The sequence below is a fragment of the Chloroflexota bacterium genome, assembly GCA_020850535.1.
In the GTDB taxonomy this organism is placed as follows: Bacteria; Chloroflexota; UBA6077; order UBA6077; family JACCZL01; genus JADZEM01.
Window position 1 is genome coordinate 160,265 of record JADZEM010000013.1, and the last position, 23,916, is coordinate 184,180.

Consider the following 23,916-nt stretch of genomic DNA (forward strand, 5'->3'; position numbering starts at 1 on the left):
CAAGATGAACCCACGATGACGCCCTGGTGTGTCATACGGGCCGGACAGTGGCATCTCGCAGGGGCGGAGTGTACTCGGATGCCCTTGAGGGACCAGGGCATCCCTGGATTCAGACTACTTGAGGAACGCTATTGACCCCTGTAGATAGTACCGCATACAGTACTAAGAGAGGGCAAGCTTGACCCAGCGAGCAGACTCGTTGCGCGCATTCGTGCCCGTCCACCTACGGCGCTCTTTCGGGACGTGCGGCGACTTCTGCTGGATTTCGGTTGGCAGGAAGCGAGGCAGGAAGGGAGCCACGTGAGCTTCACCAAGGCTGGTGAGGGCACGATCACCGTACCCATTCTGGACGGTCGCCGTGTAAAGCGCGTCTACCTTGGCATGATTTGTGAACGTCTCGGATTGGACGGTTGAGATGACGGTCGAAACTCGTCGCCCGCTCGAAGAGTACCTGGCTCTGGATTACCCATTTGAGGTGCTCGCCGATCCAGAGGGGGGCTACGTGATTCGATTCCCCGATCTCCCTGGCTGCATGTCACAGGTTGAGACGTTGGACGAACTGCCCCGGGTGGTGGACGAAGTACGCAGTTTGTGGATCGAAACGGAGTATGAACTCGGCAATCATATTCCGCTGCCTACCTATCCGGAGGAGTACAGCGGCAAGTTCAACGTGCGCATCTCAAGAACCCTTCATCGCAGTCTGGCCGATGCGGCGAAGCGCAACAGTGTCAGCCTCAACCACTACGTATCAGAGCTACTAGCTCGGGGTGATGCCCAGGCGCGCCTTGAGCATGCGCTTCAGGGGCTGAGGGGCGACATGGTCGGGCCTGGACGGAGTGTCCAGGGGCCGCGAGGTACGGCAGCATCAGGTGCGAAGGCGCGTGCTCCACGAAAGTCGTCTGGCCGATCCACCTGAGGCATATCAGGATCACGCTCCTGCAAACATGGCGTGAGTCGACTGGCCGGCGTTGTCTGCCTCGTTGCGTTTCACAACACGGTAGCGCGCCGCTCTGGACCTGCGCTCAGATGATGGGAGCGGGGCCGTCCAGCAGCGCCAGCCGGTGCCGGCCGGCTGCTTCTGACTGCTCCAGGTGGCACTGGGCCCAGGTCAGAATCTCCGGCTCCTGGCTGAACAGGATCACTTGCCGGTCTTTGGCCACCTTCAGCAGCAGATCCAGCACCGCCAGCGTCCGCTCGGTGTCGAAGTGGGGAGTGGGGTCGTCGAGGATCAGCGGGCAGAGCTCGCCGTGCCGGGTCAGCTGATCCGCCAGCGCGATGCGGAGCAGCAGGTAGATCTGTTCGGCGGTCCCGTGCGAGAGCAGCCCGGCGTCTCGCCAGATGCCATTCTCGGCGCGGACGCCGACAGCCAGCGAGGCCGGATCGACAATCGCCTCGGTGTAGCGGCCGGCCGTGACCAGCGGCAGCCAGGCGGTCACCTGCTCCGCGAGGCGCGGCGCGATGCTCCGGTGGACACGCTCCTGCGCCCGCAGCAGGAACGAGCGCGTCAGCTCCAGGGTGTGGTCGAGGGCGTCGATGCGCGCCAGCTCAGCCTCGGCCGTCGCCAACTGCTCCTCGGCCTCGGCAACAATCGTCAGGTTCCGCTTGCGCTCGGCGATCTGCGTCCGCAGCTCCGTCGCCGCCTTCGTCGCCGTCTCATAGGATCGCATGGCCGCCGTCTCGGCCTCGAAGGCTGCGCGAATCCGGGCCTCGCGGTCTGCTGAGACGGCCATCTCCGCCGAGCGCAGATCGTCCAGCGCGGCGGCCATCGTCTCCTCGTCGCGCCGGCCGACGCCCAGCACGGTCATCCCCAGGCCGATCAGCACCATCGCGCCGCCGGCGAACGGCTGGAGCACCACGCCGACGCCGATGCCCAGCACGGCCAGGATCAGGCCGGCCATCACCAGCCGCTGGGAGACCTTCCGGGCTGAGGCGGCGGCCACCCGTCGCTGGGCCTCTTCGGCGCGCTCCTGCAGCACCCGTGAGGGTGGTGAGGCCTCCACTTTGGCCCTGGCGATCTGGGTCCGGTCGAGCACGGCCCGCGCGGCGGACTCTGCGAGATCCCGTCCGTGCAGGCGCGACTGCAGCTCGGCGAACGCTTCGTGGTCGGCGCGGGCCGTCTGGAGCACCTCATGCGCGCGGTCGACGGCCACGGTGGCCCGGCGGCGCGGCCCCACGGCTGCCCGATGGCTCGCGCCCACCTGCTCCTTGCGGAACTGGTCGATCCGCTCCAGGGCCACCGCAGCCGTCTCGTCAGCGCCGCCCGTGGCCGCGCCTCGCTGCAGATGATCCTGGATCAGCCGTCCGTTCTGGCGCACCAGCAGCAGATCGCCCTGGCGCACGCAGGCGACCGCCAGGAACGTGCGTCGGTCCAACCCGAGCCAGCGAGCGCCGTCTGGGGCGTCGTTGCCGATGGTGATCTCGTCGGCGCAGCTGCGGCCCAGGCCCACGTCGATGGCGGTGCAGTTGGTCAGCTCGCGCAGGTCGTAGCGCAGCTCGATGGTCCGCTCGTCTTCCAGCCGGATCCGCGTGCCGGCTTCCCATTGCGCGCCGTCCCACGGCTCGTGTCGGGCGCGCATCTCGCGCTCTTCGCGGCTGGGCTGCCCCGCGCCGCGCCGCCGGCCGCACAACCCGAAGTAGAGGGCTGCGTGCCACGTTGACTTGCCGGCCTCGTTCGGCCCCCAGATGACGCTCATGCCGGGCGCGAGATCCAGCCGCTCGCCGACGAACGGCCCGAATGCACGTGCGAAAACTGATTCGATCCTCACGGCTGCGCCCGCCGTCGCTGCCCGGCTGGCCGTCGCTGCCCGGCTGGCCGTGTCCCGGTCATGCCAGCGGCTCCAGGTCGCCCCGCCCTTCGAGCGCGCGCAACCCTACCAGGAGCACGCGGCGACGGTCCTCCTCGTCCAGGACGGCGTCCATCACGTCCCGCACGAACTGCCCGCGCACCGTCGGCTCGTCCACGATGCGATCCAGGTCGTAGGCCGGCTGCAGCCGCCCGAGCCGCACCTGGATGCCTTCCAGCACGTGCGGAACCTCCAGCAGGTCGTTCACATGGAGATCCACGCGCGGGTCAAGCTCGCCTTCGACGGTCACGCGGGCCACACCGGTCCGCTCGTCCAGCAGCGCCGTCAACCGGTCGCGGATGTCCTGCTGGGTGATGCAGCCGCTGATGCTGAGGGTGAGATCGTGCGCCTCGGTGATGCCGACGCGCCGCCGCTCCCGCGCGACGGTCCCATCAGACGCGACGCTCAGGATGACTGCGCCGCGCTCGCCGTCCTCCCCGAACGTCAGGAAGTCGGGATTGCCGGGGTAGGTGTAGCGCTCGGCGTCGCGCGGGCGGTGGTAATGGCCCACCAGCGCGTGGTGCAAGCCGGCCGCTTCGATCTGAGGCGCGTAGAACGGGGCGTGCGGCTCGTGGCCCGGCTCACCCTCTGGGAATGCGCCCCGCTCCGCCCCGTGGAACAGGGCGATGTGCGCTCCCTTCCCCTTGGCCTGGAACCCGTCGAAGAAGTTCAGCGTGCGGGCGGGCGCGGTGTGCGCGCCACCCCAGAGGGTGACTCCACCCTTCAGCGGGACAGCCGACAGCCGGTCGTCGTGGAAGACGTGGACGTTGCTGCTCCAGTCGGCGTGGCGGTACGGGCTTTCCGGACCGTACCAGTCATGGTTGCCGGGCGCCAGGAAGACCTGAATCGGGTCCAGCTCCTGGAAGGTCCGCTCCAGAAAGCCGACGGTGTCCGGCGTGAAGCGCGCCTGCTCGAAGAGGTCGCCGCCGCACAACAGCGCGTCGGCCTCAACCTCCCGCGTCAGGCGCACGATGTTGCGGAGCGTCTCGCGGAGCGCCTGCCGCCGCCTGCGCGCCGCAAGCTGGCTCCCCCCGAGCCAGGCGAACGGGGCGTCCAGGTGCAGATCCGCGAAGAAGACAAGCTTCACCATGAGGAAAATGGTACGCCCCGGCTGCGCTTCACTGGAGGAAATGGGCGTCTTTGTGAGGGGTCTGTGTGACAGGTCGAGGGTCGTAGATCGTGGGGCGTGGGGGCAGCGGCGCGCGGATGACGGCGCGAGCAGCCGGCTGCGGACGAGGTGGGGAATCGCTCACTCAAGTGCGGGCGTCAACGACCCGCGCAGCGCTGCCAGGAACGGGCTGGGCGCTTTCGGCCGGCCGGCGTTGCTGTAGGCCGGCCGGCTGAGGATCAGCTGCCGGCGCGCCCGCGTCAGCGCGACGTAGAACAGGCGGCGCTCCTCCTCGTCGCGGCGGTCGGCCACCGCACGCCGGCGCGGCAGATCGCCGTCTGCGCAGCCGGCCACAAAGACGATGTCGAACTCCAGCCCCTTCGCCTGGTGAATGGTCAGGACCGGCACGCGCTGCTCGGCGGTTGCCAGCAGGTCGACCTGTGTCGCCAGGGCCGCCCGTTCGAGGGCGGACCGGAGCGCCGCCGTCGGGGCCTCGTCCAGATCGTCCTCGGCCTCGAAGATGCGGATCAGCTCATCCAGGGCGTGGCGGCGGGCGGGCTCGCTGGCCACCCGCTCCCGCAGTCCGGATTCGGCCAGCACGCGTTGCAGCAGGGTGGCCGGGCGGGTAGTGGGCAGGAGGGCGCGCCAGCCGTCGAGCTGCCGCGCCAGCACCTCGAAGTCGGCCCCGCACTCCCGAATGATCCGCTGCCGCTCGGCCTGCCCGCGCGTGGCCCGGTCCACCGTCCAGGCCAGCAGATCGACGGTCGTTGCCACGTCGTCAGCAGCGCGGTGGCTGGGGCGGTGCGCCAGCCGCAAGCTGACCGAGAGCGCCGCCAGGGTGTGCGGCTCCTGGGGGTGGAAGCGCCGTGCGAGGTCGAGCGTGTCGAAGCTGGCTGTCGGCGCGAAGGTCAGCCCCAATCGCCCGGCCTGGGCCGCCAGCATCCTGATGTCGAACGCGACGTTGTGCCCGACGAGCAGCGCCCCTTCCGTGGCCTTCAACAGCCTCCCGATGGCCTCCTCCGGCGGGCGGCCCTCTGCGGCCAGCTTCGCGTCGGAGAGGCCGTGGACGCCCACGGACTCGCCCACGGGGATCGAGGGCCGCACCAGCGCCGTGTACGACGCCGAGCGTCGGCCGGCCTCCAGCCGCATCGCCGCGATCTCGACGATCTCGTCGCGCCGTTCGTCCAGGCCGGTCGTCTCCAGGTCGAAGACGACGACACGGCCCCGGTCGTGGGCGTCCAGCAGCGGCGCGAGCGGGTCGCCGTGGACGAACGTCCCCAACTGGAAGAAGTCCACCAGCCGCAGCCCGACCGGCTGGCCGTCCCGTGCGATACGCCGCAGCACCTCGTGCCCGATGCCGCGCGTGGAGCACTCCCAGACCCGCAGCGCCTCGCCCGGCGCTTCGGGGTTGAGGATCAGCTTGAGATAGGCCAGGGCATCTCCGACCTCCGGCCGGCGGAAGAACAGCATCCTGGCCGCCGTGACGTGCGGAACGCCCCGCCGGGCCAGCGCCCCGGCGATCTCCTCGCAGTACCAGTTGGTCGGCGCGAGGACGCCGATGGACGGCAGCGGCACACCGTCCCGCGTGGACAGGGTCTTGACCCGCTCGGCGATCCACCCGGCCTCGCCGCTGACGCTCTCCGCGACGTGCTCCTGGACCGGCTCGCCGTCCGGGAGCGATGGCGCGGCTGTCAGCCGTGTCACCCGCTGACGCAGCGTGCCAGCGAAGGCGTCGGCAGCGTGGATCAGGGCGCGGGTGGCGCGGTGGTTGTCAGTCAGCCCGACTTCGAGGACGCCGCCGAACTCGCGGCGGAAGCGCGCCATCAGGCGGTCTGGCGTGGCGCCGCGCCACTCATAGATGGTCTGGTCGAGATCCCCGAACAGGGCCAGGTTGCGAGACCGCCCGGCCAGCGTCGCCACCACCTCGTACTCGGAGAGGTGGGTATCCTGGATCTCGTCCACCTGGACGAGGTCGTAGCGGCTGGCCCAGCGCTCGCGGATCTCCGGGATGGCGGCGAAGAAGGCGCGGACGTACAGCACCAGATCCGCGAAGTCGATGCGCTGCCACTGGCTCAAACCGCGCTCGTACTTGCGGGCGGCCTCCTGGTGGCGTGCTTCCCCGAAGCCGGCCCGCGCCCAGGCCTGCCCGATGGGCCACCGGAGATCGGCGGTCTGCCAGTGGGTCTTGACGTCCTGCAGCCGGCGGTAGATCTGCTGGGCCTCTTTGTCGTCGTCCTCGGGAGAAGCCAGGATCCGCTTGAGCATGGCGATGCTGTCGTGATCCGGGCACACGGCGAATTCGACGGGCAGGCCGACGCGCTTCGCCTCGCGCCGCACGATGTCGGCGCACAACTGGTGGAAGGTGCGCGGGGCCAGCCGCGTGACCAGATCCGGGAAGCGGCTGGCGATGCGCGTCCGCAGCTCGCGGGCGGCGCGGTTGGTGAACGTGACGCAGAGGATGCGCTCGGGCGGGATGCCGGCGTCGAGCGCCCGCGCCACGCGCTCGGTCAGGACGGTGGTCTTGCCGGTGCCAGCCGGGGCCAGCGCCAGCACTGCGCCATCCAGCTGCTCGACGATGGCGCGTTGCTCGGAACTGAGCGCGGCCAGGCTGGGGGCGACGCGCGCAGGCAGGGGCAAGACGGCGGCTGCTTCGGGCACGCTCCGAGGATACGAGGCTGTGGCGCACCCTGTACAGCGGCAGCGCGTCACAAGTGGGGGACAGAGACGGTGTCAGCCGGCCGCCGCGTCTGGGGGCCGACGGGTGCAGGACCGGGCCTGACCGTGCTGATCCCCCTGACCGAGGCGATGCTGGACGCCGTATCCGCCGCGGCTGTTCCGGGTAGAATCCGCCTCGCAGGCGACAGCTGTTGCCGTCGCTGCGTGTCAGACGGAGGGGAAGCGCCCATGAGCGAGTCGGCCGACCAGCGCCGGTCAGGTGAGGTAGGAGCAGCGCAGCAGACCGGTGGCACAGCCCCGCGCCGAGGGCCACTCGCCGGCGTGCGGGTGCTGGAGCTTGGCTCGCTGATCGCCGGGCCGTTCTGCGGGCGCATCCTGGCCGACTTCGGCGCGGAGGTGCTGAAGATCGAGCCGCCGGGCGCTGGCGACCCGCTGCGGACCTGGAGCCTCGTCACCGAGCACGGCTCGCTGTGGGCCATGACCCAGTCACGCAACAAGGAGAGCGTGACCGTCGATCTCCGCACGGCCGAGGGGCGGGAGATCGTCTGCGGGCTGGCGCTTGAGAGCCAGGTGGTCATCGAGAATTTTCGGCCCGGCCGCATGGAGGAGTGGGGCCTCGGCTGGGAGCAGCTTGCCCAGGAGAACCCGGCCCTGGTGATGGTCCGCATCTCGGGCTTCGGGCAGACCGGGCCGTACAGCCACCGGCCGGGCTTCGGGAACATCGCCGAGTCGATGGGGGGCATCCGCTACATCACCGGCTGGCCGGACCGGCCGCCGATGCGGGTCGGCCTGAGCATCGGCGACAGCATCGCCGCGCTCTACGCGGTGATCGGCACGATGATGGCGCTGCGCGAGGCCGAGCGGACCGGCCACGGGCAGGTGGTGGACGTGGCGCTCTCGGAGTCGGTCTTCTCGATGCTGGAGGCCATCGTCCCCGAGTACGGCTACGACGGCCGCGTGCGCGAGCGGACCGGCAACCTGCTGGGCGGGGCCGCCCCGACTAACATGTACCCCACGGCAGACGAGCGCTGGCTGGCTATCGGGGCCAACGGCGACGGCATCTTCAAGCGGTTCACCGCAGCCATCGGTCAGCCCGAGCTTGCCCACGATCCGCGCTTCTCCTCGAATCAGGCCCGCCGCGCCAACGTCGAGATGCTGGATCAGCTCATCGCGGAGTGGACGCGCGGGCGCACCCTCGACGACGCGATGGTGGTGCTGGACGCCGCCGACGTGCCGGCCGGCCCGGTCTACTCCGTGAAGGACATCGCCGAAGACCCGCAGTACCAGGCCCGCGAGATGCTGGTGGACCTCCCAGACCCACGGCTCGGACATCTGCTGATGCCCGGGGTCGTCCCGAAGCTGAGCCGCACGCCCGGCGAGGTGCGCGCAGCGGGGCCAGAGCTTGGCGCGCAGACGCTGTCGGTGCTCGGAAGCCTGCTGGGCCTGGACGCCGAGCAGTTGGCGGACCTCCAGGGGCGCAAGGTTATCTGACGGCTCGGGGGTGAGGTCAGCCCAGCGCGTCCATGAAGCGCAGCTTGATCCGCACCGGGTCCACCGGCGGCATGTCTCGCACGGAGTCACGCTCCACGCGCGCCACCAGCAGGGCCGGCCCCGGATGCTCCAGGCTGGACCGCACCAGCTCCCGCAGCGCCGCCGGGTCAGCGGCACGGGCCGCCTGCCGGATGCCAGCCCCCTGCGCGATGCCCACCAGATCTGCCGTGTCATGGGTGGAGATCGGCTGGCCGCCCGTCTCCAGGAACGCCCCGTTCTCGAGGATCACCCAGAGCAGGTTGCGCGGCCGGCGTGCGCCCACCGTCACCATGCTGCCCAGGTTCATCATCGCCGCGCCATCGCCGTCGAGCACCACGACCCGCCGGTCGGGCTGCGCCAGCGCCAATCCGAGGCCCGTCGAGGATGCCATGCCCATCGCCGCCCACAGGTAGAAGTTGAACGGGCGGTCGCCGGCCGCGTGCAGCAAGTAGGAGGGCGTCCCCAGGCTCGCGACGACGAGCGCATCGCCGAGGTGCTCGTGCAGGATCTGAACCGCCTCAAGGCTCTTCATCAGCGGCGCTTCCCCCCGGTCAGCAGCGTCGAGGCGATGATGGCGACCGGCTGGCTCGTCGAGAACGCCGTGTAGATCGCCTGATCCACCGTCGTCTCGACCTCGCTCAACCGCTCCAGGGTCACCGTCTCGATCCCGAGCGCATCCAGCACCTTCGGCACGGCCCGCCCGGCCGGCACCTGGCTCGGATTGAACTCGGAGAGCCGGCCTCTCGGCGTGATCAGCATGACGAACGGGATGCGGTACGCCATTGGCAGGCCGCCGAGCGCGTTCACGCAGGTGCCCAGGCCGCTGCTCTGCATCAGGAGCGCCCCGCGCGTCCCGCCGAGGTAGGCGCCGCTGAGCACGCCAACCCCTTCTTCCTCACGGGTCAGCTGGAGCACTTGCAGGTCAGGATCGGCGTCGCACGTGCCGATCAGCCCGACCAATGCCGCATCCGGCACGTGCACCACCAGCCCGATGCCGTGCGCCTTGAAGCGCTCGTAGACGATCTGCCACCACGGGCTTCCTGTGTCAGCCATACCGGGTGAGTGTAGCAGCCAGCCCCTGTGAGATCGACCGCCCGCGCCACTTCCGTCGGGTCCGTACCGTTCTGTCCATCAGCGGGGCGTGCACCCGCGGCCCAGCAGCCGCGAGGGCAACCATCCCGCCCCCCGCTGCGCGATGCGTTCAACATGATGATGAGCCATTGCGTCGGCAGATGACCCCCAGCCACGACTCTGACAGCCGTGATTCGCCGAGCGACACGGCGCGCGTACTCAGGAGGACTCGCCGTGCACCCGATCATGAACGTGCGTCTCCAGACCAAAGTGTTCGGGGCCCTGGCCGGCGTGCTGCTCGCCATGCTGGCCATTGGATGCGGCTCGGCGTGGATGCTCAGCGGCCAGAGCGAGGCGCTGCCGCGGCTGTTCCGGGAGCACGCGGGGGCGGTCGGACCGCAGGGGGTGGCGGCAGCCGAGCGAGCCTCCGCCGATCTGGTGCGCCTGATCTGGACCGTCTCGCTGCTGCCGGCCGTCGTCACCGTCCTGGGTTTCAGCGCAGCGTTCGTCTTCGCCCGGACCATGATCAAGACCGTCGAGGATACGTCGGCCGCCGTCCGGCAGATCGCCACGTCCGATCTGCCGTCCTTCGTCAGCGCCATGGAATCCCTCTCGGCGGGCGACCTGACGCACGGCGTGACGGTGAGCACGCGCCCGCTCGATGCTCCGTATGAGGACGAGTTCGGGCAGATGGCCCGGGCTGTCAACGATCTGGTGAGCGGCCTGGACGCGGCCGGGCAGGCGTTTGCGGAGATGAGCGGCGGCCTGCACGTCCTCGTCGGGCAGGTGCAGATCGAGTCGGAACGGCTGACCGGCGTGGCCCGCCAGTCTGAGGACGCCGCCGGGCAGGCCCGGACCGTCGCCGACCACGTCACCCGCGCCATCGCCGATCTGGCGGAGGGCGCGCAGGAGACCAGCCGCTCGGTGCAGAAGTCGTCGGTCGCCATCCATCAACTCGGCCAGAGCATTGTCGGGATCGCCGATGGCGCGAGCGAGCAGGCGACACAGCTCCAGTCGATGGCCGCGACGGTGGGCGAGATGGCCTCGGACGTGGACACGATGGCCGCCAACGCCAACCATGCCAGCGAGGTGAGCCACGGCGTGCTGCGCGCCGCTCGGGACGGCGAGCAGGCGGTGGGCGAGACGGTCCACGAGATCGACGCGATCCGCGACGTGGTCGAGCAGGTGGCCGGGCGGATCGAGTCGCTCGGGGCGCTGGGCGAGAAGATCGGCGCGGTGGTCGAGACCATCGACGATATCGCTGCCCAGACGAACTTGCTGGCCCTGAACGCCGCTATCGAGGCCGCCCGGGCCGGCGAGCACGGGCGGGGCTTCGCGGTGGTGGCTGACGAGGTTCGCAAGCTGGCCGAGCGCTCCCAGCGCGAGACCAAGGGCATCTCGGAGCTGATCCGCGAGGTGCAGGCCGGCACCCGCGACGCCGTCAATGCGATGGGCGACGGTACCCGCCGCGTCGAGCAGAGCGCCCAGAAGGCCGGTGCGGCCGGCTCGTCGTTGCGGGAGATCCTGCACGCCGTCTCGACGGTGGTGGAGCAGATCTCGGACATCGCCGAGGCTTCGCAGCAGATGACGGTCCGGGTCCACCGGGTGGTCACGGGCATGCAGAACGTGGGAGCGATTGCCGAGTCGAACAGCGCCGCCACCGCCGAGATGGCGCAGCAGTCACGACAGGTGGGGCTGTCCAGCCAGTCGATTGGCGCGGTGATCGAAGAGAGCACGGCGGCGGTTGCCCAGGTCTCGGTGGCTGCTGAGGAGATGAGCGCCCAGGTCAACGAGCTGTCGGCGCAGGCCGAGACGCTGGTGGTCACCGCCGAGCAGCTGGAGCAGGCGACGGCGCACTTCCGGACGCAGCCCGGACAGACGGTCAGGAGCGGTCAGCCCGCCAGGATGGAGCCCGCCAGGATGGAGCCCGTCAGGATGGAGCCCGTCAGGATGGAGTCTGCCAGGATGCAGCCCGGCCGCCCGGCCTCGGTGACGCCGCGCCGCCGCCGCACGGACTGGGTGCGGCCGTCGGAGGAGACAGGCTACTGACGGCCGAACAGGCAGTCTCCTCGGGCATGCCCCGACGGAATGCCCCAGGGGGGCCGTCACCGCGAGGTCGTCGGGGTTGTACGTGCGGGGTCAGTCCGCGTCGCGGACGCAGCGGAACGTCACCGGCGGCCGGCCGCCCGGCGGGGTCTGGGCCAGCCCCACGTTCCGGTACGTTGCGCGGAGCATGTCGGGCGTGGCGGTCTGGCCGCCGCCGCGTGTGACCCGCTCGCCAACGGCCTTCGGATTCTCGCGGCCGTCATCGGGGACGTAGGGATACGGGCGGTAGAGCGAGTCCGTCCACTGCCAGACGTTGCCAGCCATGTCCAGGAGGCCCTCGGGCGTCGCGCCAGCCGGGTAGCTGCCGACGGCCACGTAGTCGAACAGGCGCACACCGTAGCGTGCGCGGGACGAGTCAGGCGGCTCGTTGCCCCACGGGTAGGCACGGCCTTCAGCGCCGCGCGCTGCGCGCTCCCACTCAGCCTCCGTCGGCAGCCGGCCACCCCGCCACTCGCAGAACGACCGCGCGCCCTGCCACGGCACCGCGACCACCGGGTGCTGCTCGAAGCCCGGCTCGGTGGTGAAGCGCTCGCCCACCCGCCAGATCTTGGCCGGGCGGTCCGACAGATCGTAGACCAGCCCCTGCGGGCTCTCGACCCCACCGCGCGTGTTGAGGAATCCGGCGAAGCGCGCGTTGGTGACCGGCACCGTGTCCATCTCGAACGTGCGGACCGTCACCATGTGCGCTGGCCGCTCGTCGAAGATGTCCCCTTCGGCGCCCATCGGGAACGTCCCACCAGCGATGCGAACCATCGTGACCGGCTCGTCCGTCCCGCCAATCGCCCCGGGGCCGACCGCCCAGGCGATGGTGGCGAGCAGGACGGTGATACTCACCCATCCGCTCACCCAGGCCAGTGTTCCGATCCGCATCTGGCGCCTCCAGTTCCGGCCGCACCCCGTACAGGCTGTGACACGGTCTCTGATGTAACGGCACGCAGTGACAGATCGGCCCTCACTGGGCGTATCCCAGGAGGACTTCGGTGTCTCTCATGGGGTTGCGAGTCTCTGTGTCACACACGACCACGCTGCGCGCTCATGCCTGACTGCCCGGCGGCGCGCCGCCTGCTGCCCTCCAGCACCCGGCGCGCCGCCCGAGTCCTGACACAACAAAGGCCACCGGTCCGCAGACGCCCTGATGACAGGGCAGTGGCTGCGGGGGACTCCGGTGGCCCAGGCTGCTGTATCGTCGTTCTGGCTGGCGCGGTAGCGCAGATGTGGTATGAGCGGCAGTGAGACGCCGACAGGGCGTGTCGCCTCTATTGTGCGGGATAGGGGCTGGTGTCGTGCTACACTCGCGGCCATGGCGAAGCACCTTCAGGCGTTTCTGACCGCGCTGGCCGCGCTTGCGCTGCTGGTGCTGGCCGGCGCGCCCACCGCGCTCATGCAGACCGACGAAGTCGCGCGGATCGACTCGCCCGTGGCCGGGGCCAGCGTCGTCGGCACGGTCGAGGTCCGGGGCCGCGCGATGACGGCGGACCGCTCGAAGTTCTCGTTCTACCGGCTGCACTACGGCGCAGGCTCCGCGCCCTCGTCGTTGCGGCCCATCGGGAACCCGGTCGATCAGCCTGTTGAGAACGGCGTGCTGGGCGTCTGGGACACGGCGCCGCTCATCACCGGCGAGTACACCGTTCAGCTCACCGTCTACGACACGAGTGGCGGAACCACGATCACCCGGGTGCTGGTGACCGTGTTGCCCGCGCCCACGCCGACGCCGCTCCTCCAGCAGCCGGTGCGGGTGCCCGTGCCCGGCGAGACGCCCACCCCGTCCGACGAGGACACCGGCCCCACGCCGACGCCCCTGCCGGAGATCGCGCCGCTGGTGCCGAACATCCCGCAGATCGACACCAGCCCCATCAACCCGAGTGTGCCGGTGCAGCCCGTGCAGGGGCCAGAGAGCGGCCCGGGCTTCCAGCCCATCCCGATCAACACCGGCCCAACCGGCCCGCAGGTCGGTCCGTTCAACCCGGGCGGCCCGGTGGACTCGGCCCCGACCTTCGACACGGGCATCCCAAGCTCGCCGCCGCTCAACCCGATCAACCCCATCAACGCGCCCGGCGCGCCGTCCGGCCCGAACATCGCGCCGTACGAGCCGCCGCCGACGTTCGCGCCGCCGGCCATCCCGACGCCGACGATCTTCGGGCTGTAGGCCGGGCGATTGCATGTTCGTCGGTGTTCCCGGAACGCGGTGAAACGAGCGGTCGGGGGCCGAAGCCCCCGACGCCCCTGCACGACGCGCCCAACGTGTCGTCGCCCTGATCTCTTCCGGGGCTCAGACGGGATGCCGCCTGCCAGAAATGACAGACTGCCCATCCCGTGCGAACAGGATGGGCAGTCTGGGGCATCCAGTACTGTCCTCGAACGGCGAACGATCAGTTCGTTTGGAAACCTGCCGACTCAGGCCTCCGTTGCGGCCTCTGACGGTGCGCTGGCGGCCGTCCGTCGCGTGCGACGGGGCCGGGCTGGCGGGGCCACATCAGCGGCAGGGACTGCCTCGGCCTCGGCCTTTCGCCGGGGACGGCGGGGCTTCGGCGTCGGCTGGGGGGCAACCTCGGCGGCAGGAACGCCGTCGCTGGATGCTGCCATCCCGTTCGCCACCGGCGCCCGCACGACGCCGTTGTTTGGCGCCGACGTGGACGGCTCGACGGCCGGGGCAGCAGCCTGCGGCGCAGCCGCCTCCGTCGCCAGCGTCTCCGTCGCCAGCGTCTCCGTGCCCGCCGCTCGACGCCGACCGCGTGTAGGGGCCTTCGTCTGGACCGACTCCGGCTGGACAGCCGCCGGCTCGACAGCCGCCGGCTCGACAGCCGCCGGCTCGACAGCCGATGGCGCAAGCGTCGTGGCCGTCCGCCGGGTCCGCCGAGGCGACGGGGCCGCCGTCGGCTCGGCTGCGGGTGCAGCAGATGAGAGGGCCTCCACGACAGGCGTCGGCTCGGTGGCTGGCGTGGGAGCCTCGGCCACCGCCGGCTGCGCCCGCCGCGACCGACGAACCGCCACTGGTCCCGCCACTGGTCCCGCCACTGGTCCCGCCGCTGGGGCCATCTGACTCGTCGCGGGAGCCTCGGCCACCCGGTCAGCAGGCGCCGCCTCCGCTGTAGCCGCCACCCGCCGCGACCGTCGAGTGGGTCGCGCAGGCAACGTCTCAGATGAGTCTTCGGCAGCGCCAGGTGACGACGCGCCGGGCGCGCTCACCCCGTCGGCTGTGCTGGTAACCTCGGCGACTGGCTGCGCCGTTCGACGGCCACGCCGTCGCACTGGGGCTGCCGTTGAGATGTCGGGAGCATCCGTCGGAGCACCGGAAGCATCGGTCGCGACCCCTGCTGCTGGTATGGGGGCCGGCAATGCGGGAGCCGGCAATGCAGGAGCCTCCGACGCGGCAGCCGGCTGCCGCTCGTCAACCGGCGTGGCTGCCGGTGGCGTGGGGGTCTCGGTTGTCGTGGCAGCCGCCGCCCGGCGGGTCCGACGACGCCCGGCCGGCGCTGTCTCCTCGACAGGCGAGCCAGCCGCGGGCGGCTCGGTCACGGGGGCGGCTGGTGACGGAGCGGCCGGCGCGGACACCTCATCAGCCGACGTCGGCTGGCTGGCAGCGGGCACAGCCGACAGCCCGGCCGCCGACAGCCCGTCCGTAGGAGTCACGTCCACCGTGCCAGCCGTCACGGCAGGTGTCCGCCGTCGCCGCGTGCGGGCCGGTGGACCGGCCTCTGGCGACTCCGCAGCCGATGGCGGCTGCGCCGGCCCCGCCGCCGGTCCTGCCACCGGCGCTATGGCTGGCGTCTCTGGCGCGCGCGAGTCGGTACTCGCCGGCGTCTCGGCACGAGCAGCCGGCGTCTCGACGCCCGCGGCCGGCGTCCGGCGTCGCGTCCGTCGTGGGATGCCGCGGGCCGGCTCCGGTGTTCCACCATCCCCCTCAGACGACGCGCCGACCGGCCCGGTCGGCGACGCTCCGGGAGCTGGCGGGGTTGGCGACGCCGGCTCGTCGAGCGGGCGGAAGGCGCGAATCGGTGTCCTGGGTCGGGTCAGCCGCTGGGCCGGAGAAGAGTTAATGGCCGGCGCGCTCGTCGCGTCGGCGGGGGTCGCCACGTCACCCGCTCCTGCCGCGTCAGACGCCCCAGTCTCGGCGGCTGGCCGGGCCGGCGTCTCCCCTGGCAGATCGGCGATCTCGTCGCCGGGCATCAGCATCGGCAGGGTGTCAGCCCCGCCGGCCGCCAACAACTCTTCACGAGCCATCCGCCGCGCGGCATCGGCCACGGCGGCGTCGCCTGGCAGGGGGCGCGCCTGTCCACGCCGCGAACGACGCCGGTTGTTGTTCCGCCGCGAGCGCGAACTGCCAGACCGCTCGGCCTGCTCGCCCACGGCGCGCAACGCATCGGCCAGGACTTCCTCGGCGTGGGCGCGGTCCACTTCGGGCAGCGGGGCCAGCTCGGAGCCGCCCGCACCCTCGTCGCCGGACGTGTCGCCCAGCAGCTGTTCCACCAGCGCCGCGAACCGGTCGATCTCGTACTGGGTCGCCGGCTCGTCTGGGCCAGGCTCGGCCACCGGCGACATCTCCATCGTCGTGGTTGGCTGCAACTGCGGCTGATCCTGCCCAGCCCGGCCCCGCACGCGCCGCCGTCGCCGCCGGCTGCGCCCGGGCCCGCCCTCCTCAGCCGTGCCCTCGTCGGTCCCACCGGCAGCCGTTGCCTGGGTCGGATCCTGAAGCGGGAAGGCGTTGCGCGCCGAGGGCAGCCCACGTCGCCGGCGGCCGGCGCCAGCCCCGGCTGCCCGCTCGGGACGCTCGCCGGCCCCGGTGCGCTCGGCGTTGCGGGCGTTGAGCAGCCGCCCGATGAGGCGCGGCCCCGGCACCAGCATGCCGTTCGCACGGACGTACCGCACGATCTTGTCGAAGTAGCTGCCGCGCAGCGTCGAGGTGTCCCCGACGACGATCAGCATCGTCCGCGCCCGTGAGAGCGCCACGTTGATGCGCTGCATCAGCCGCAGGAACCCGATGTCGCGGCGGCGGTTGCTGCGGACCAGCGAGACGATGATGATGTCCTTCTCGCGGCCCTCGAAGGCGTCAACCGTGTCGATCTCCAGCAGCTTGAGGGCGGCGCGGTCGAGCTGACCGCTCTTGCCCGTGCCGTTCTGGGGGCCGCGCTGGTTGTTGCGATGCAGCAGCAGTCGTCGGAGCAGCGCCGTCTGCTCGGCGTACGCCGAGATGACGCCGACCTCCACTTCCTTCTGGGAGCTCCCCAGGATGTGCCGCGCGATGGTCGCCACCAGCCGCGCCTCGGGGACGTTCACCAGCGACGCCCCGCGACCTCTGGCCTCGCGCAGACCGTGCAGGCCGCGCGTGTCCACCCAGGTCACTGCAGACGGGAAGATCGGCACGTCGGCCACGCGGCGCGGCGCGCGTCGGCCAGAGCGCAGCTTGCCCTCGTAGAAGACCTCGGAGATCAGCCCCGCGATGAGCGGGTGCATGCGGTTCTGCTCGTCCAGGAAGACGGTGGCCGCCTCTGGGAACCGCCGCTCGCGCAGCCACGCGAACAGGCTCTTGCCAATCGCCGAGGTGTTCCCGACGGCCGGCTCCAGCCGGAGCTGCTCCTCGGCCTCCGAGAGGACCGGCTGCAACTGGAGATGGTCGCCCACCAGGATGAAGCGCCGGCCACGCACCAGCGGGATCAGCGAGTCCAGGATCGAGGCGCGGTTCGCCTCGTCCAGCACGGCGTAGTCGTAGGTGCGACCGCCGGCCTCCACCTGGAGCGCCAACGCATCCACCGTGGTGAAGACGACGTTGAATGCGCCCAGATCCTCGCCGGGCGGGACGTAGTGCGGGCGTGCCTGCGGATGGACCCGGTCGAACAGGCCGACGCGCGCGATGGCGAGGCCGGGCACCGTGTCCAGGTACGGCAGCGTCTTCAGCAGCAGGTTGTCCACGCCGTGGTTCGAGTGCGAGCAGACCAGGACGGTGACGTTCGTGTCTCGGGTGACGAGCTGTCCCAGGATCTCGGCCAGGGTGGTGGACTTCCCCGTACCGGGCGGCCCCTGCACCATCAGCGCCTGGCCCTCTTCCAGCCCGAGGGCCAGCGAGACGGCCCGCACCTGGCTCTTGTTCTGGGCCACCAGCCGGTTGACGAACTCGGCCGGGCGGCGGCGCTGGGGCGGCGGCAACGAGGCTGGCGACGCCACCAGCCGGACGGCGTTCGCAAGGCCGCCGGTCGGGTTGTCCAGCTCCTCAAGGATGGCGCGCTTCTGGGCCAGGATCTGCGTCTGCGGGCGCGGGCGCACCACCCCCTCGGACGGCGGATCGGCGCCGCGCACGTCCACGTCCATTGTGCCCTCGGCCGGGTCGATGCGGACCAGCCGCGCCGAGGAGATCACCCGGCCCCTGGTGTCCACCAGATCGAGCCACTCGCCCTCGTCGAAGGCGGCCACCGCCGAGGCTTCCACCCCGGACAGGCGGTACGGGTCGGACTCGCTCTGGCTGCCGATGCGCGGCGTGGCGACGGCATACGGGGTCGCGAGCCGCTCGGCGCGGGCCGTGTCGTCGCGCGCCTCGGCCTCCAGGGCCTCACGCAGCGGATCGACGAAGCTCGTCCAGCGACGGTCGAGCAGGCGCTCGAACGCGGATACGAGGCCGGCGCTCGGGTTCTCGCCGGTGTCGTCGGGCGGCGGCAGCTCGATGCGCTCGGGCCGAAGCTCCATGCCGATGGCGCTGCGCTGACGGCGCGGATCGCGCTCTTCGTCCGTGGTGGGGCGAGCCTTGTCCACCACCAGCTTGCCCGCGTCAACGCGGCACTCCAGCGCCAGGCCCATCGCGGGGATCCAGAGGGAGAGGGCCTCGCCGCCCGCCCAGTGCTCGGGCGTCGTCCAGAGGAGGAAGATGTCAGCGCCGGTGTGCTCGCGCAGGCGGCGGAAGCGGACCTCGATCGGGCCGGACACGAGGCCGGGCACGTCGTTGGTCTCGCCGTAGATCTTCATCCAGGCCGTCAGCATGGTGCGGACGTTGGTGGACAGGTAGAGGCAGAGACAGTCGAGCCGGCGCACCTGCCAGCGGGAGTTGATGAAGGGCCGTCGTCGTCCACGACGAGGAAATGGCATACGTTTCCCTACACGCTGGTGTGGGTTGGCCGCCCGGCGGCTCCGGGCAGGCGGGAGAAGCGAAGAACACAGGCACCGGAAGACGTAGCCGCCAGGGCGTTCACAGATCACCCAGGCACTGGTCTGGCTTCGGTGCACGCGCGGAACGGTCGTGCGGCGTCAGGCTACGATGTCAGCCCCAGCCGGCAGAAACGCGCGCGGCAGAGCCGATTGCCGCGTCGTCAGGAGCGAGCACATCTCTCGCCAAGCAACGCGAGCAGGGGGAAGGACGCAATATCGTGCGCCGGGCTCGTTCGTCGAGTCGTCCGGCGGCGCGTCTTCCAGTATATACACCGAACGGTCGTTCGTGGGCAAGAACCGCGACGGTGGCCGTAGCGACCATGTGTCACATGGTCAGCCGTGAGCCAGAAGCGATGGACAACCGATGACGGACACCTGTGACCGACAACCGACAACGCCGCTCACAGCCCCCGTTCGGCCGCCAGCGTCCGCAGCTCGCTGGCGCGCTCGCGGGCGGCCACCAGTGCCTCGGACGGACGCGGCTCCCAGATTGCTGCCGACTGCGGCGTCGGCGCGGGAGCGTCGTCCACCACCCAGCGGGCCTGGAGAGCCGCCCCGAGCGCCGCCGCCTCGGTGACGGCCGGTCGCTGCACCGGCAGCTCGAAGATGTCCGCGCAGAGCTGCGCCCAGCCATTCGAGGCCGAGCCGCCGCCGACCAGCGTGATCGCCGTCGGCTCGACGCCCGTGCGCTTGAGGGCATCCAGCCCGTAGGCCAGCCCGAAGGTCACACCCTCCAGCACGGACCGCACCAGGTGGTTCGGCGTGTGGGCCGTCCGCAGCCCCGCGAAGAGGCCGGCTGCCGCTGGCAGATCGGGGGTGCGCTCGCCTTCGAGGTGTGGCAGGAAGACCGGGCCGGTGCCCGGCTCGGTCCGCACCAGCGCGACCTCCATGCCCGCGTGCGACAACCCGAACAGGCCGCGCACCCACTCCGAGGCGACGGTGCAGCCGAGGGTGCAGACCAGCGGCAGCCAGCCGTCCGTGGAATCGCAGAAGGCCGCGACCTCCCCTTGCGGATCGAGACCCGGGGTCGCCATGTGCGCGAAGACCGTCCCCGAGGTGCCGAGGCTGACGACGGTCGGACCGGGCCGCGTCGCCCCGATGCCGATGGCCGCACAGGCGTTGTCGCCGCCCCCGCCGCTGACGGGGATGCCGGCCCTCAGCCCCAACGCCTCGGCTGCCGCCGGCCGCAGCGCCCCGATCTGCGACAGCGACGGCAGTATCGGCGGCAGGGTTCGCGCCCAGTCCCGCGAGCCGTCGAGCAGGCCCAGCACGGCCGGCTGGTAGGTCCGCCCCTTCGGCTCGAAGTAGGCCGTGCCGGAGGCGTCGCCCGGCTCGGTGACGAAGGAGCCCGTCAACCAGAGGTTCAGATAGTCGTGCGGGAGGCAGATGCGGGCTGTCTGGTTGTACAGCGCTGGCTCCGAGCGGTGGAACCAGGAGATCTTTGGGGCAGTGTAGCCCGGCAACATGGTGTTGCCGATCAGCCCGAGGACGGCATTGTGGCCGCCGAGCTTGCGGGTCAGCCAGGCGCAGTCCGCCGCCGTGCTGGTGTCGTTCCAGAGCTTGGCGGGCCGCAACGGGCGGTCCTCGGCGTCGAGGCAGACCATCCCGTGCTGCTGTCCAGACACGCCGATGCCGGCCACCTCGACGGGGCCAGCCTCGGCCAGCGCCTCGCGGACGGCCACCTGGAGCGCATCGATCCACCACGTCGGGTGCTGCTCGCGGGTGCCATCCTCGCGGGAGATCAGCGCATGGGCGGCCCGTCCAACGGCCAGCGGCGCGAGCGTCTCGGCGTCCACCAGCAGGGCCTTGGTGGACTGCGTCCCACAATCAACACCGAGGAAGGCTCGTCGCGCCATCGGGAAAACCTCCGCCGGCCAGCTGCCAGCGGGGGATAGGGTAGCCGGCCGTGGGGTCGGCCGTCCTCCCGGCGGACGCGCTATGGACGCAGGGGCTACAGTTCGTCGTCGTCGCCACCAGTGGGATCGAGGCCATCAAGCTCGCGCTCGATGATGCGCGCGACACCCATCCGCTCGGCCAGATCGAGCGCGGCGGGTTGAATACGCCATCCTGCGACGACACCCTGGGCGTCATGACCGGCCTTGCGAAGCAGTGCTGCCCGGTCTGCCGCGCGTTCGACATCCTCCTGATTCAACGCCCATGACGCCTCGACCACGAGGTATTTGGGCGAGCCGGCCACCGTTCCGCGCACGAGCAAGTCTGCGCGGCCGAGGCGTCGCGCCTCAGCAGGCAGGAGACGGCCTTCGGTCACCTGCTGCGCGGCAAACTCGTCGAACTCGGCGATGGAGAGGGTGACTGGCTGCTCCAGCAACTCGCCGAAGTACGTGCGCGAACGCCCACGGTACCGCTCCTCCATGGTGTTTCCCTTGAGGATGCCGAGACTGTCATTCGTCCGCCTCCCGCGCGCGTCAACATAGCCAAGCCGCTCGTCCACGCGGTCGAAGCGCTCGTCCACGCGGTCGAAGCGCGCAGCGGTCTCCGTGCGGAACTCGGTCAACTCGCCTCCGCGCGATCCAGCCGCCCCTCAACCCGGTCAATGCGAGCGCCGGTCTGGGCGAATCCCTCGTGTAGCTCCTGGCGTGTGGCCTGCTGCTCGGCTTCCAGCTTCGCCACGCGCTCGCGTTCGGCACGGTTGACTTCGGCCAACTCGTTGGCGATTCTGGGCAACTCAAAGAGCTCTGGCGGCAGGATCAGCTCGCGGAGTCGGTTCCGCCACTCAGGTCGCTCGTAGAGCAGGCGGAGCAAGTCTTCAAAATCATCGACGGTGAATGACATAGACGCCTCGTCCTACGAGTGTAGCATGAGGCTGGATGGCGAGATGGACAGTCTCAGGCTCCGCTATCGAAGTCCGGGCGCGGCGACGGGCGGGGAGTCGGCCGCTCGGGCGCCGTGGGCGGCGCCGTTGACGGACGCGGCTCCGTCCCGTTGCCGTTCGCATGGCCGTCGCCGCCGAAGCCGCGCGTCACGTCGATGGGCAGCGGGAAGAAGATCGTCGCCTGTCGGTCGTTGGCGATCTGGCCGAGCGTTTGCAGGTACCGCAACTGGAGGCCGCCGTCCTCGGCGCTGATGATGCGCGCCGCCTCGGCCAGCCGCTCCGATGCTGCGAACTCGCCCTGGGCGTGGATCAGCTTGGCCCGCTTCTCGCGCTCGGCCTCGGCCTGCCGGGCCATCGCCCGCTGCATCGACTCCGGCAGCTCGACGTCCCGCACCTCGACGCTGGTGACCTTGATGCCCCAGGCCTCGGTCTGCTCGTCGATCAGCCGCTGGAGCTGGGCGTTGATCTCGTCCCGACTCGACAGCAGCGTGTCCAGGTCGGACTGCCCGAGAATGCTCCGCAGGCTCGTCTGGCACATCAGCGAGGTGGCGCGGCGGTAGTCCACTACCGAGACGATGGCGCGCGTCGGCTCGACCACCCGGAAGTAGGCGACGGCGTTGACCTTGACCGTCACGTTGTCGCGGGTGATCGCCTCCTGGGCCGGCACGTCCAGCGTGATGACGCGCAGATCCACCCTGACCATCCGCTCGATCTTCGGGATCAACAGGATCAGGCCAGGACCACGCGCCCCGACCAGCCGCCCCAGACGGAACACGACGCCGCGCTCGTACTCCTGCACGATCTTGACGGCAGCGGTAAAGAACCAGACGGCGACGAAGCCGAAGAACAGGAGCGGGCCGACGAGCCCCAGCAGGGTCTGAATCAGGGCAGGTGACATCGGTCCTCCGCCGCGCAGCCTGCACAGCATCGCAGACGGGGTGGCGCACCCGAGCGTGCGCCACGACGCGCGGCCTCTTCCATGATGATACCGCGCGCCTCGACCGGTCCCCGCGCTTTACGGGGAGTGGGGCCGCTGCATCTGCAGGATGGCATCCGGCCGCTGGCATGCGGCAGCATCCTTTCGAGAGATCCCATCCCATACTCTCAGGCGGACGGTCAGCGCTGACGCCCGCTCTGAGACCTCCCCGCCGCTGGAGGCGACCACCCCCTGCGCGCACACGCATGCTGACCCGTGTGCGCACACGCACGCTGAATGGAGGAGCGCCATGACGCAGAGCTCCGCACCCCGCCCGCGGCCGCACTTCGCCGTCGGCACGGCCATCTTCGGCCCGATCGAGGATGCACACATCGAGCTGATCCACGCGCTCGGCTTTCCGGGCATCGAGATCTACGGCAGCTCATCGCGCCCGTACCTCGAACGCTCCCAGGAGCTGAAGGCCGTCCTCGACCGCAACAACGTCACGCTGGTCACCATCTCGAACCGCAACGAGGTCAACGGCCGGCCGGTCGACTTCATCGATCCTGATCTGCGCCAGGAGACCATCGACGACCACATCGCCTGGGTCCGCAAGCTGTACCCGGTCTTCGGCTGCAAGCACTTCAAGATCAACATGGGCAACCGGCCGCCCGGGGGCACCACGGACGCGCAGTTGGAGGTGCTGGCCGACTCGCTCAATCGGCTTGGCCGCGCGACGGCCGACCTGGGCGTCAAGCTGGCGCCGCACCCGCACATCTGGGGGCCAATCGAGCGCCCGCACGAGATCCACCGGCTGATGGAGCTGACCGATCCTCGGTACGTCTACCTGCTGCCGGACACGGCCCACCTGAACCTGGGCGGCGGCGATCCGCTCGAGCTGATCCGCCAGTACTACGACCGCGTCGCCGCGATCCACTGGAAGGACACGAAGGCCTCGTACCGTGGCTTCACCGGCCCCACCCCGACGAAGGAAGCGCACGCCAGGGAGATTCTCTACAAGGATCTCGGGGCCGGCGGCGTGGATCACGAAGGGATCTGGGCGCTGCTGCTGGAGCGCGGTTACGAGGGCTGGATCACCCTCGACCTGGACCCACCGCGCCCGGCCGAGGGCGAAGGCACCTACGAGGACAAGCTGCGGATCAACTGGCGCTACCTGCTCGACACGCTGAAAGTGTCCACCCTCTGATCACCAGATTGCACTGCGGAGGTGGCCCCACCGAGCGTTCGATGGGGCCACCCTTATTGCCTGTGCTGCCAGTACGTTGGGTGCCGCCGAGTGTGGGCGACAGCCAGGATGACGAGCGAACTCCCAGACTATTGGTAGATCACTGCGTACGGAAACCGGGGAACGAGTGAGCGTCTCACGCCCATGCCGATTGGGGTGCCGCTTTCTGGATAGCGACGAATCCGAAGAACCGTAGACTCAATCGCCTGCCCAAATCGAGTGCCAAGACCGACTGATTGTGCTTCATAGAACGCCACGGAGGCAGCGAACTCAGCGCCTGCCTCAGGGCGATCGCCTGTTCATTGGTGTACCCGAAGCATCATAGAACAGGCGGTCGGGGACTGAAGTCCCCGCCTACAGTCACACCGTCGCTGCGCGACGGCCGTCGGGAACGGCCGGCACTGGTGCGACTGGCGCGTCGCGCAGCGACTGCAGGATCGTAGGCGGGGCTTTCAA

Annotated in this window: 17 protein-coding genes; 6 read left to right on the forward strand and 11 right to left on the reverse strand. The window is 70.4% G+C overall.

Annotation, left to right across the window (positions count from 1 at the left end; genetic code table 11):
- The first annotated feature begins 243 nt into the window (after positions 1-243).
- A complete protein-coding gene (locus IT306_02340) occupies positions 244-414 on the forward strand; it encodes a type II toxin-antitoxin system HicA family toxin (protein ID MCC7367231.1) in 171 nt (56 codons plus the stop codon).
- 1 nt (position 415) lies between these two features.
- The gene (locus IT306_02345; protein MCC7367232.1) at positions 416-916 is read left to right on the forward strand and encodes a type II toxin-antitoxin system HicB family antitoxin; all 501 of its coding nucleotides are present in this window, start codon (positions 416-418) and stop codon (positions 914-916) included.
- Positions 917-1,022: 106 nt separating this feature from the next.
- Here IT306_02345 and IT306_02350 read toward each other — a convergent pair whose 3' ends face one another.
- From IT306_02350 to IT306_02360, 3 genes are all read right to left on the reverse strand, one after another.
- Positions 1,023-2,765 (reverse strand): AAA family ATPase, encoded by a 1,743-nt coding sequence (locus IT306_02350; GenBank protein MCC7367233.1) that lies wholly within the window; start codon positions 2,763-2,765, stop codon positions 1,023-1,025.
- Positions 2,766-2,823: 58 nt separating this feature from the next.
- A complete protein-coding gene (locus IT306_02355) occupies positions 2,824-3,933 on the reverse strand; it encodes a metallophosphoesterase (protein ID MCC7367234.1) in 1,110 nt (369 codons plus the stop codon).
- Positions 3,934-4,092: 159 nt separating this feature from the next.
- Positions 4,093-6,588 carry a UvrD-helicase domain-containing protein gene (locus IT306_02360; protein MCC7367235.1) on the reverse strand — a complete coding sequence of 832 codons (2,496 nt, stop codon included), beginning with the start codon at positions 6,586-6,588 and terminating at the stop codon, positions 4,093-4,095.
- 267 nt (positions 6,589-6,855) lie between these two features.
- Here IT306_02360 and IT306_02365 point away from each other — a divergent pair, with 267 nt between their 5' ends.
- Positions 6,856-8,118 carry a CoA transferase gene (locus tag IT306_02365; protein MCC7367236.1) on the forward strand — a complete coding sequence of 421 codons (1,263 nt, stop codon included), beginning with the start codon at positions 6,856-6,858 and terminating at the stop codon, positions 8,116-8,118.
- Between the two features lie 16 nt (positions 8,119-8,134).
- Here IT306_02365 and IT306_02370 read toward each other — a convergent pair whose 3' ends face one another.
- Complete coding sequence (locus IT306_02370; protein ID MCC7367237.1) at positions 8,135-8,689, reverse strand: hypothetical protein; 555 nt, start codon at positions 8,687-8,689, stop codon at positions 8,135-8,137.
- Positions 8,689-9,210: a decarboxylase gene (locus IT306_02375; protein MCC7367238.1), complete on the reverse strand. Its 522-nt coding sequence runs from the start codon at positions 9,208-9,210 to the stop codon at positions 8,689-8,691. Before IT306_02375 ends, IT306_02370 begins: the two co-directional genes overlap by 1 nt.
- 252 nt (positions 9,211-9,462) lie before the next feature.
- On the opposite strand from IT306_02375, the gene IT306_02380 reads away from it, so the two are divergent.
- Complete coding sequence (locus tag IT306_02380) at positions 9,463-11,277, forward strand: hypothetical protein (GenBank protein ID MCC7367239.1); 1,815 nt, start codon at positions 9,463-9,465, stop codon at positions 11,275-11,277.
- A gap of 90 nt (positions 11,278-11,367) precedes the next feature.
- Here IT306_02380 and IT306_02385 read toward each other — a convergent pair whose 3' ends face one another.
- Positions 11,368-12,204, reverse strand: a complete 837-nt coding sequence (locus IT306_02385) for an SUMF1/EgtB/PvdO family nonheme iron enzyme (GenBank protein MCC7367240.1) — start codon at positions 12,202-12,204, stop codon at positions 11,368-11,370.
- A 430-nt stretch (positions 12,205-12,634) separates the two neighbouring features.
- Between IT306_02385 and IT306_02390 the strand changes: the two genes are divergently transcribed.
- On the forward strand, positions 12,635-13,480 hold the full coding sequence (locus IT306_02390; GenBank protein ID MCC7367241.1) for a hypothetical protein: 846 nt from the start codon (positions 12,635-12,637) through the stop codon (positions 13,478-13,480).
- Between the two features lie 248 nt (positions 13,481-13,728).
- Here IT306_02390 and IT306_02395 read toward each other — a convergent pair whose 3' ends face one another.
- From IT306_02395 to IT306_02415, 5 genes are all read right to left on the reverse strand, one after another.
- On the reverse strand, positions 13,729-18,405 hold the full coding sequence (locus IT306_02395) for an AAA family ATPase (GenBank protein ID MCC7367242.1): 4,677 nt from the start codon (positions 18,403-18,405) through the stop codon (positions 13,729-13,731).
- A 461-nt stretch (positions 18,406-18,866) separates the two neighbouring features.
- The gene (gene xylB, locus IT306_02400) at positions 18,867-20,321 is read right to left on the reverse strand and encodes a xylulokinase (GenBank protein MCC7367243.1); all 1,455 of its coding nucleotides are present in this window, start codon (positions 20,319-20,321) and stop codon (positions 18,867-18,869) included.
- A gap of 95 nt (positions 20,322-20,416) precedes the next feature.
- Positions 20,417-20,980 carry a hypothetical protein gene (locus tag IT306_02405; protein MCC7367244.1) on the reverse strand — a complete coding sequence of 188 codons (564 nt, stop codon included), beginning with the start codon at positions 20,978-20,980 and terminating at the stop codon, positions 20,417-20,419.
- On the reverse strand, positions 20,977-21,258 hold the full coding sequence (locus tag IT306_02410) for a hypothetical protein (protein ID MCC7367245.1): 282 nt from the start codon (positions 21,256-21,258) through the stop codon (positions 20,977-20,979). Before IT306_02410 ends, IT306_02405 begins: the two co-directional genes overlap by 4 nt.
- 53 nt (positions 21,259-21,311) lie before the next feature.
- Positions 21,312-22,196, reverse strand: coding sequence for a slipin family protein (locus IT306_02415; GenBank protein ID MCC7367246.1), 885 nt, complete (start codon positions 22,194-22,196; stop codon positions 21,312-21,314).
- A gap of 328 nt (positions 22,197-22,524) precedes the next feature.
- Here IT306_02415 and IT306_02420 point away from each other — a divergent pair, with 328 nt between their 5' ends.
- Entirely contained in the window at positions 22,525-23,421 is an 897-nt protein-coding gene (locus IT306_02420; GenBank protein MCC7367247.1) for a TIM barrel protein, read from the forward strand.
- Positions 23,422-23,916: the final 495 nt, after the last annotated feature.

What these genes read in the sequence shown, in the direction of transcription:
- IT306_02415 (MCC7367246.1), bottom strand. Translation starts at nt 22,196, where the DNA reads ATGTCACCTGCCCTGATTCAGACCCTGCTGGGGCTCGTCGGCCCGCTC.
- IT306_02365 (MCC7367236.1), top strand. Translation starts at nt 6,856, where the DNA reads ATGAGCGAGTCGGCCGACCAGCGCCGGTCAGGTGAGGTAGGAGCAGCG.
- xylB (MCC7367243.1), bottom strand. Translation starts at nt 20,321, where the DNA reads ATGGCGCGACGAGCCTTCCTCGGTGTTGATTGTGGGACGCAGTCCACC.
- IT306_02355 (MCC7367234.1), bottom strand. Translation starts at nt 3,933, where the DNA reads ATGGTGAAGCTTGTCTTCTTCGCGGATCTGCACCTGGACGCCCCGTTC.
- IT306_02375 (MCC7367238.1), bottom strand. Translation starts at nt 9,210, where the DNA reads ATGGCTGACACAGGAAGCCCGTGGTGGCAGATCGTCTACGAGCGCTTC.
- IT306_02420 (MCC7367247.1), top strand. Translation starts at nt 22,525, where the DNA reads ATGACGCAGAGCTCCGCACCCCGCCCGCGGCCGCACTTCGCCGTCGGC.
- IT306_02395 (MCC7367242.1), bottom strand. Translation starts at nt 18,405, where the DNA reads ATGCCATTTCCTCGTCGTGGACGACGACGGCCCTTCATCAACTCCCGC.
- IT306_02410 (MCC7367245.1), bottom strand. Translation starts at nt 21,258, where the DNA reads ATGTCATTCACCGTCGATGATTTTGAAGACTTGCTCCGCCTGCTCTAC.
- IT306_02390 (MCC7367241.1), top strand. Translation starts at nt 12,635, where the DNA reads ATGGCGAAGCACCTTCAGGCGTTTCTGACCGCGCTGGCCGCGCTTGCG.
- IT306_02370 (MCC7367237.1), bottom strand. Translation starts at nt 8,689, where the DNA reads ATGAAGAGCCTTGAGGCGGTTCAGATCCTGCACGAGCACCTCGGCGAT.
- IT306_02385 (MCC7367240.1), bottom strand. Translation starts at nt 12,204, where the DNA reads ATGCGGATCGGAACACTGGCCTGGGTGAGCGGATGGGTGAGTATCACC.
- IT306_02345 (MCC7367232.1), top strand. Translation starts at nt 416, where the DNA reads ATGACGGTCGAAACTCGTCGCCCGCTCGAAGAGTACCTGGCTCTGGAT.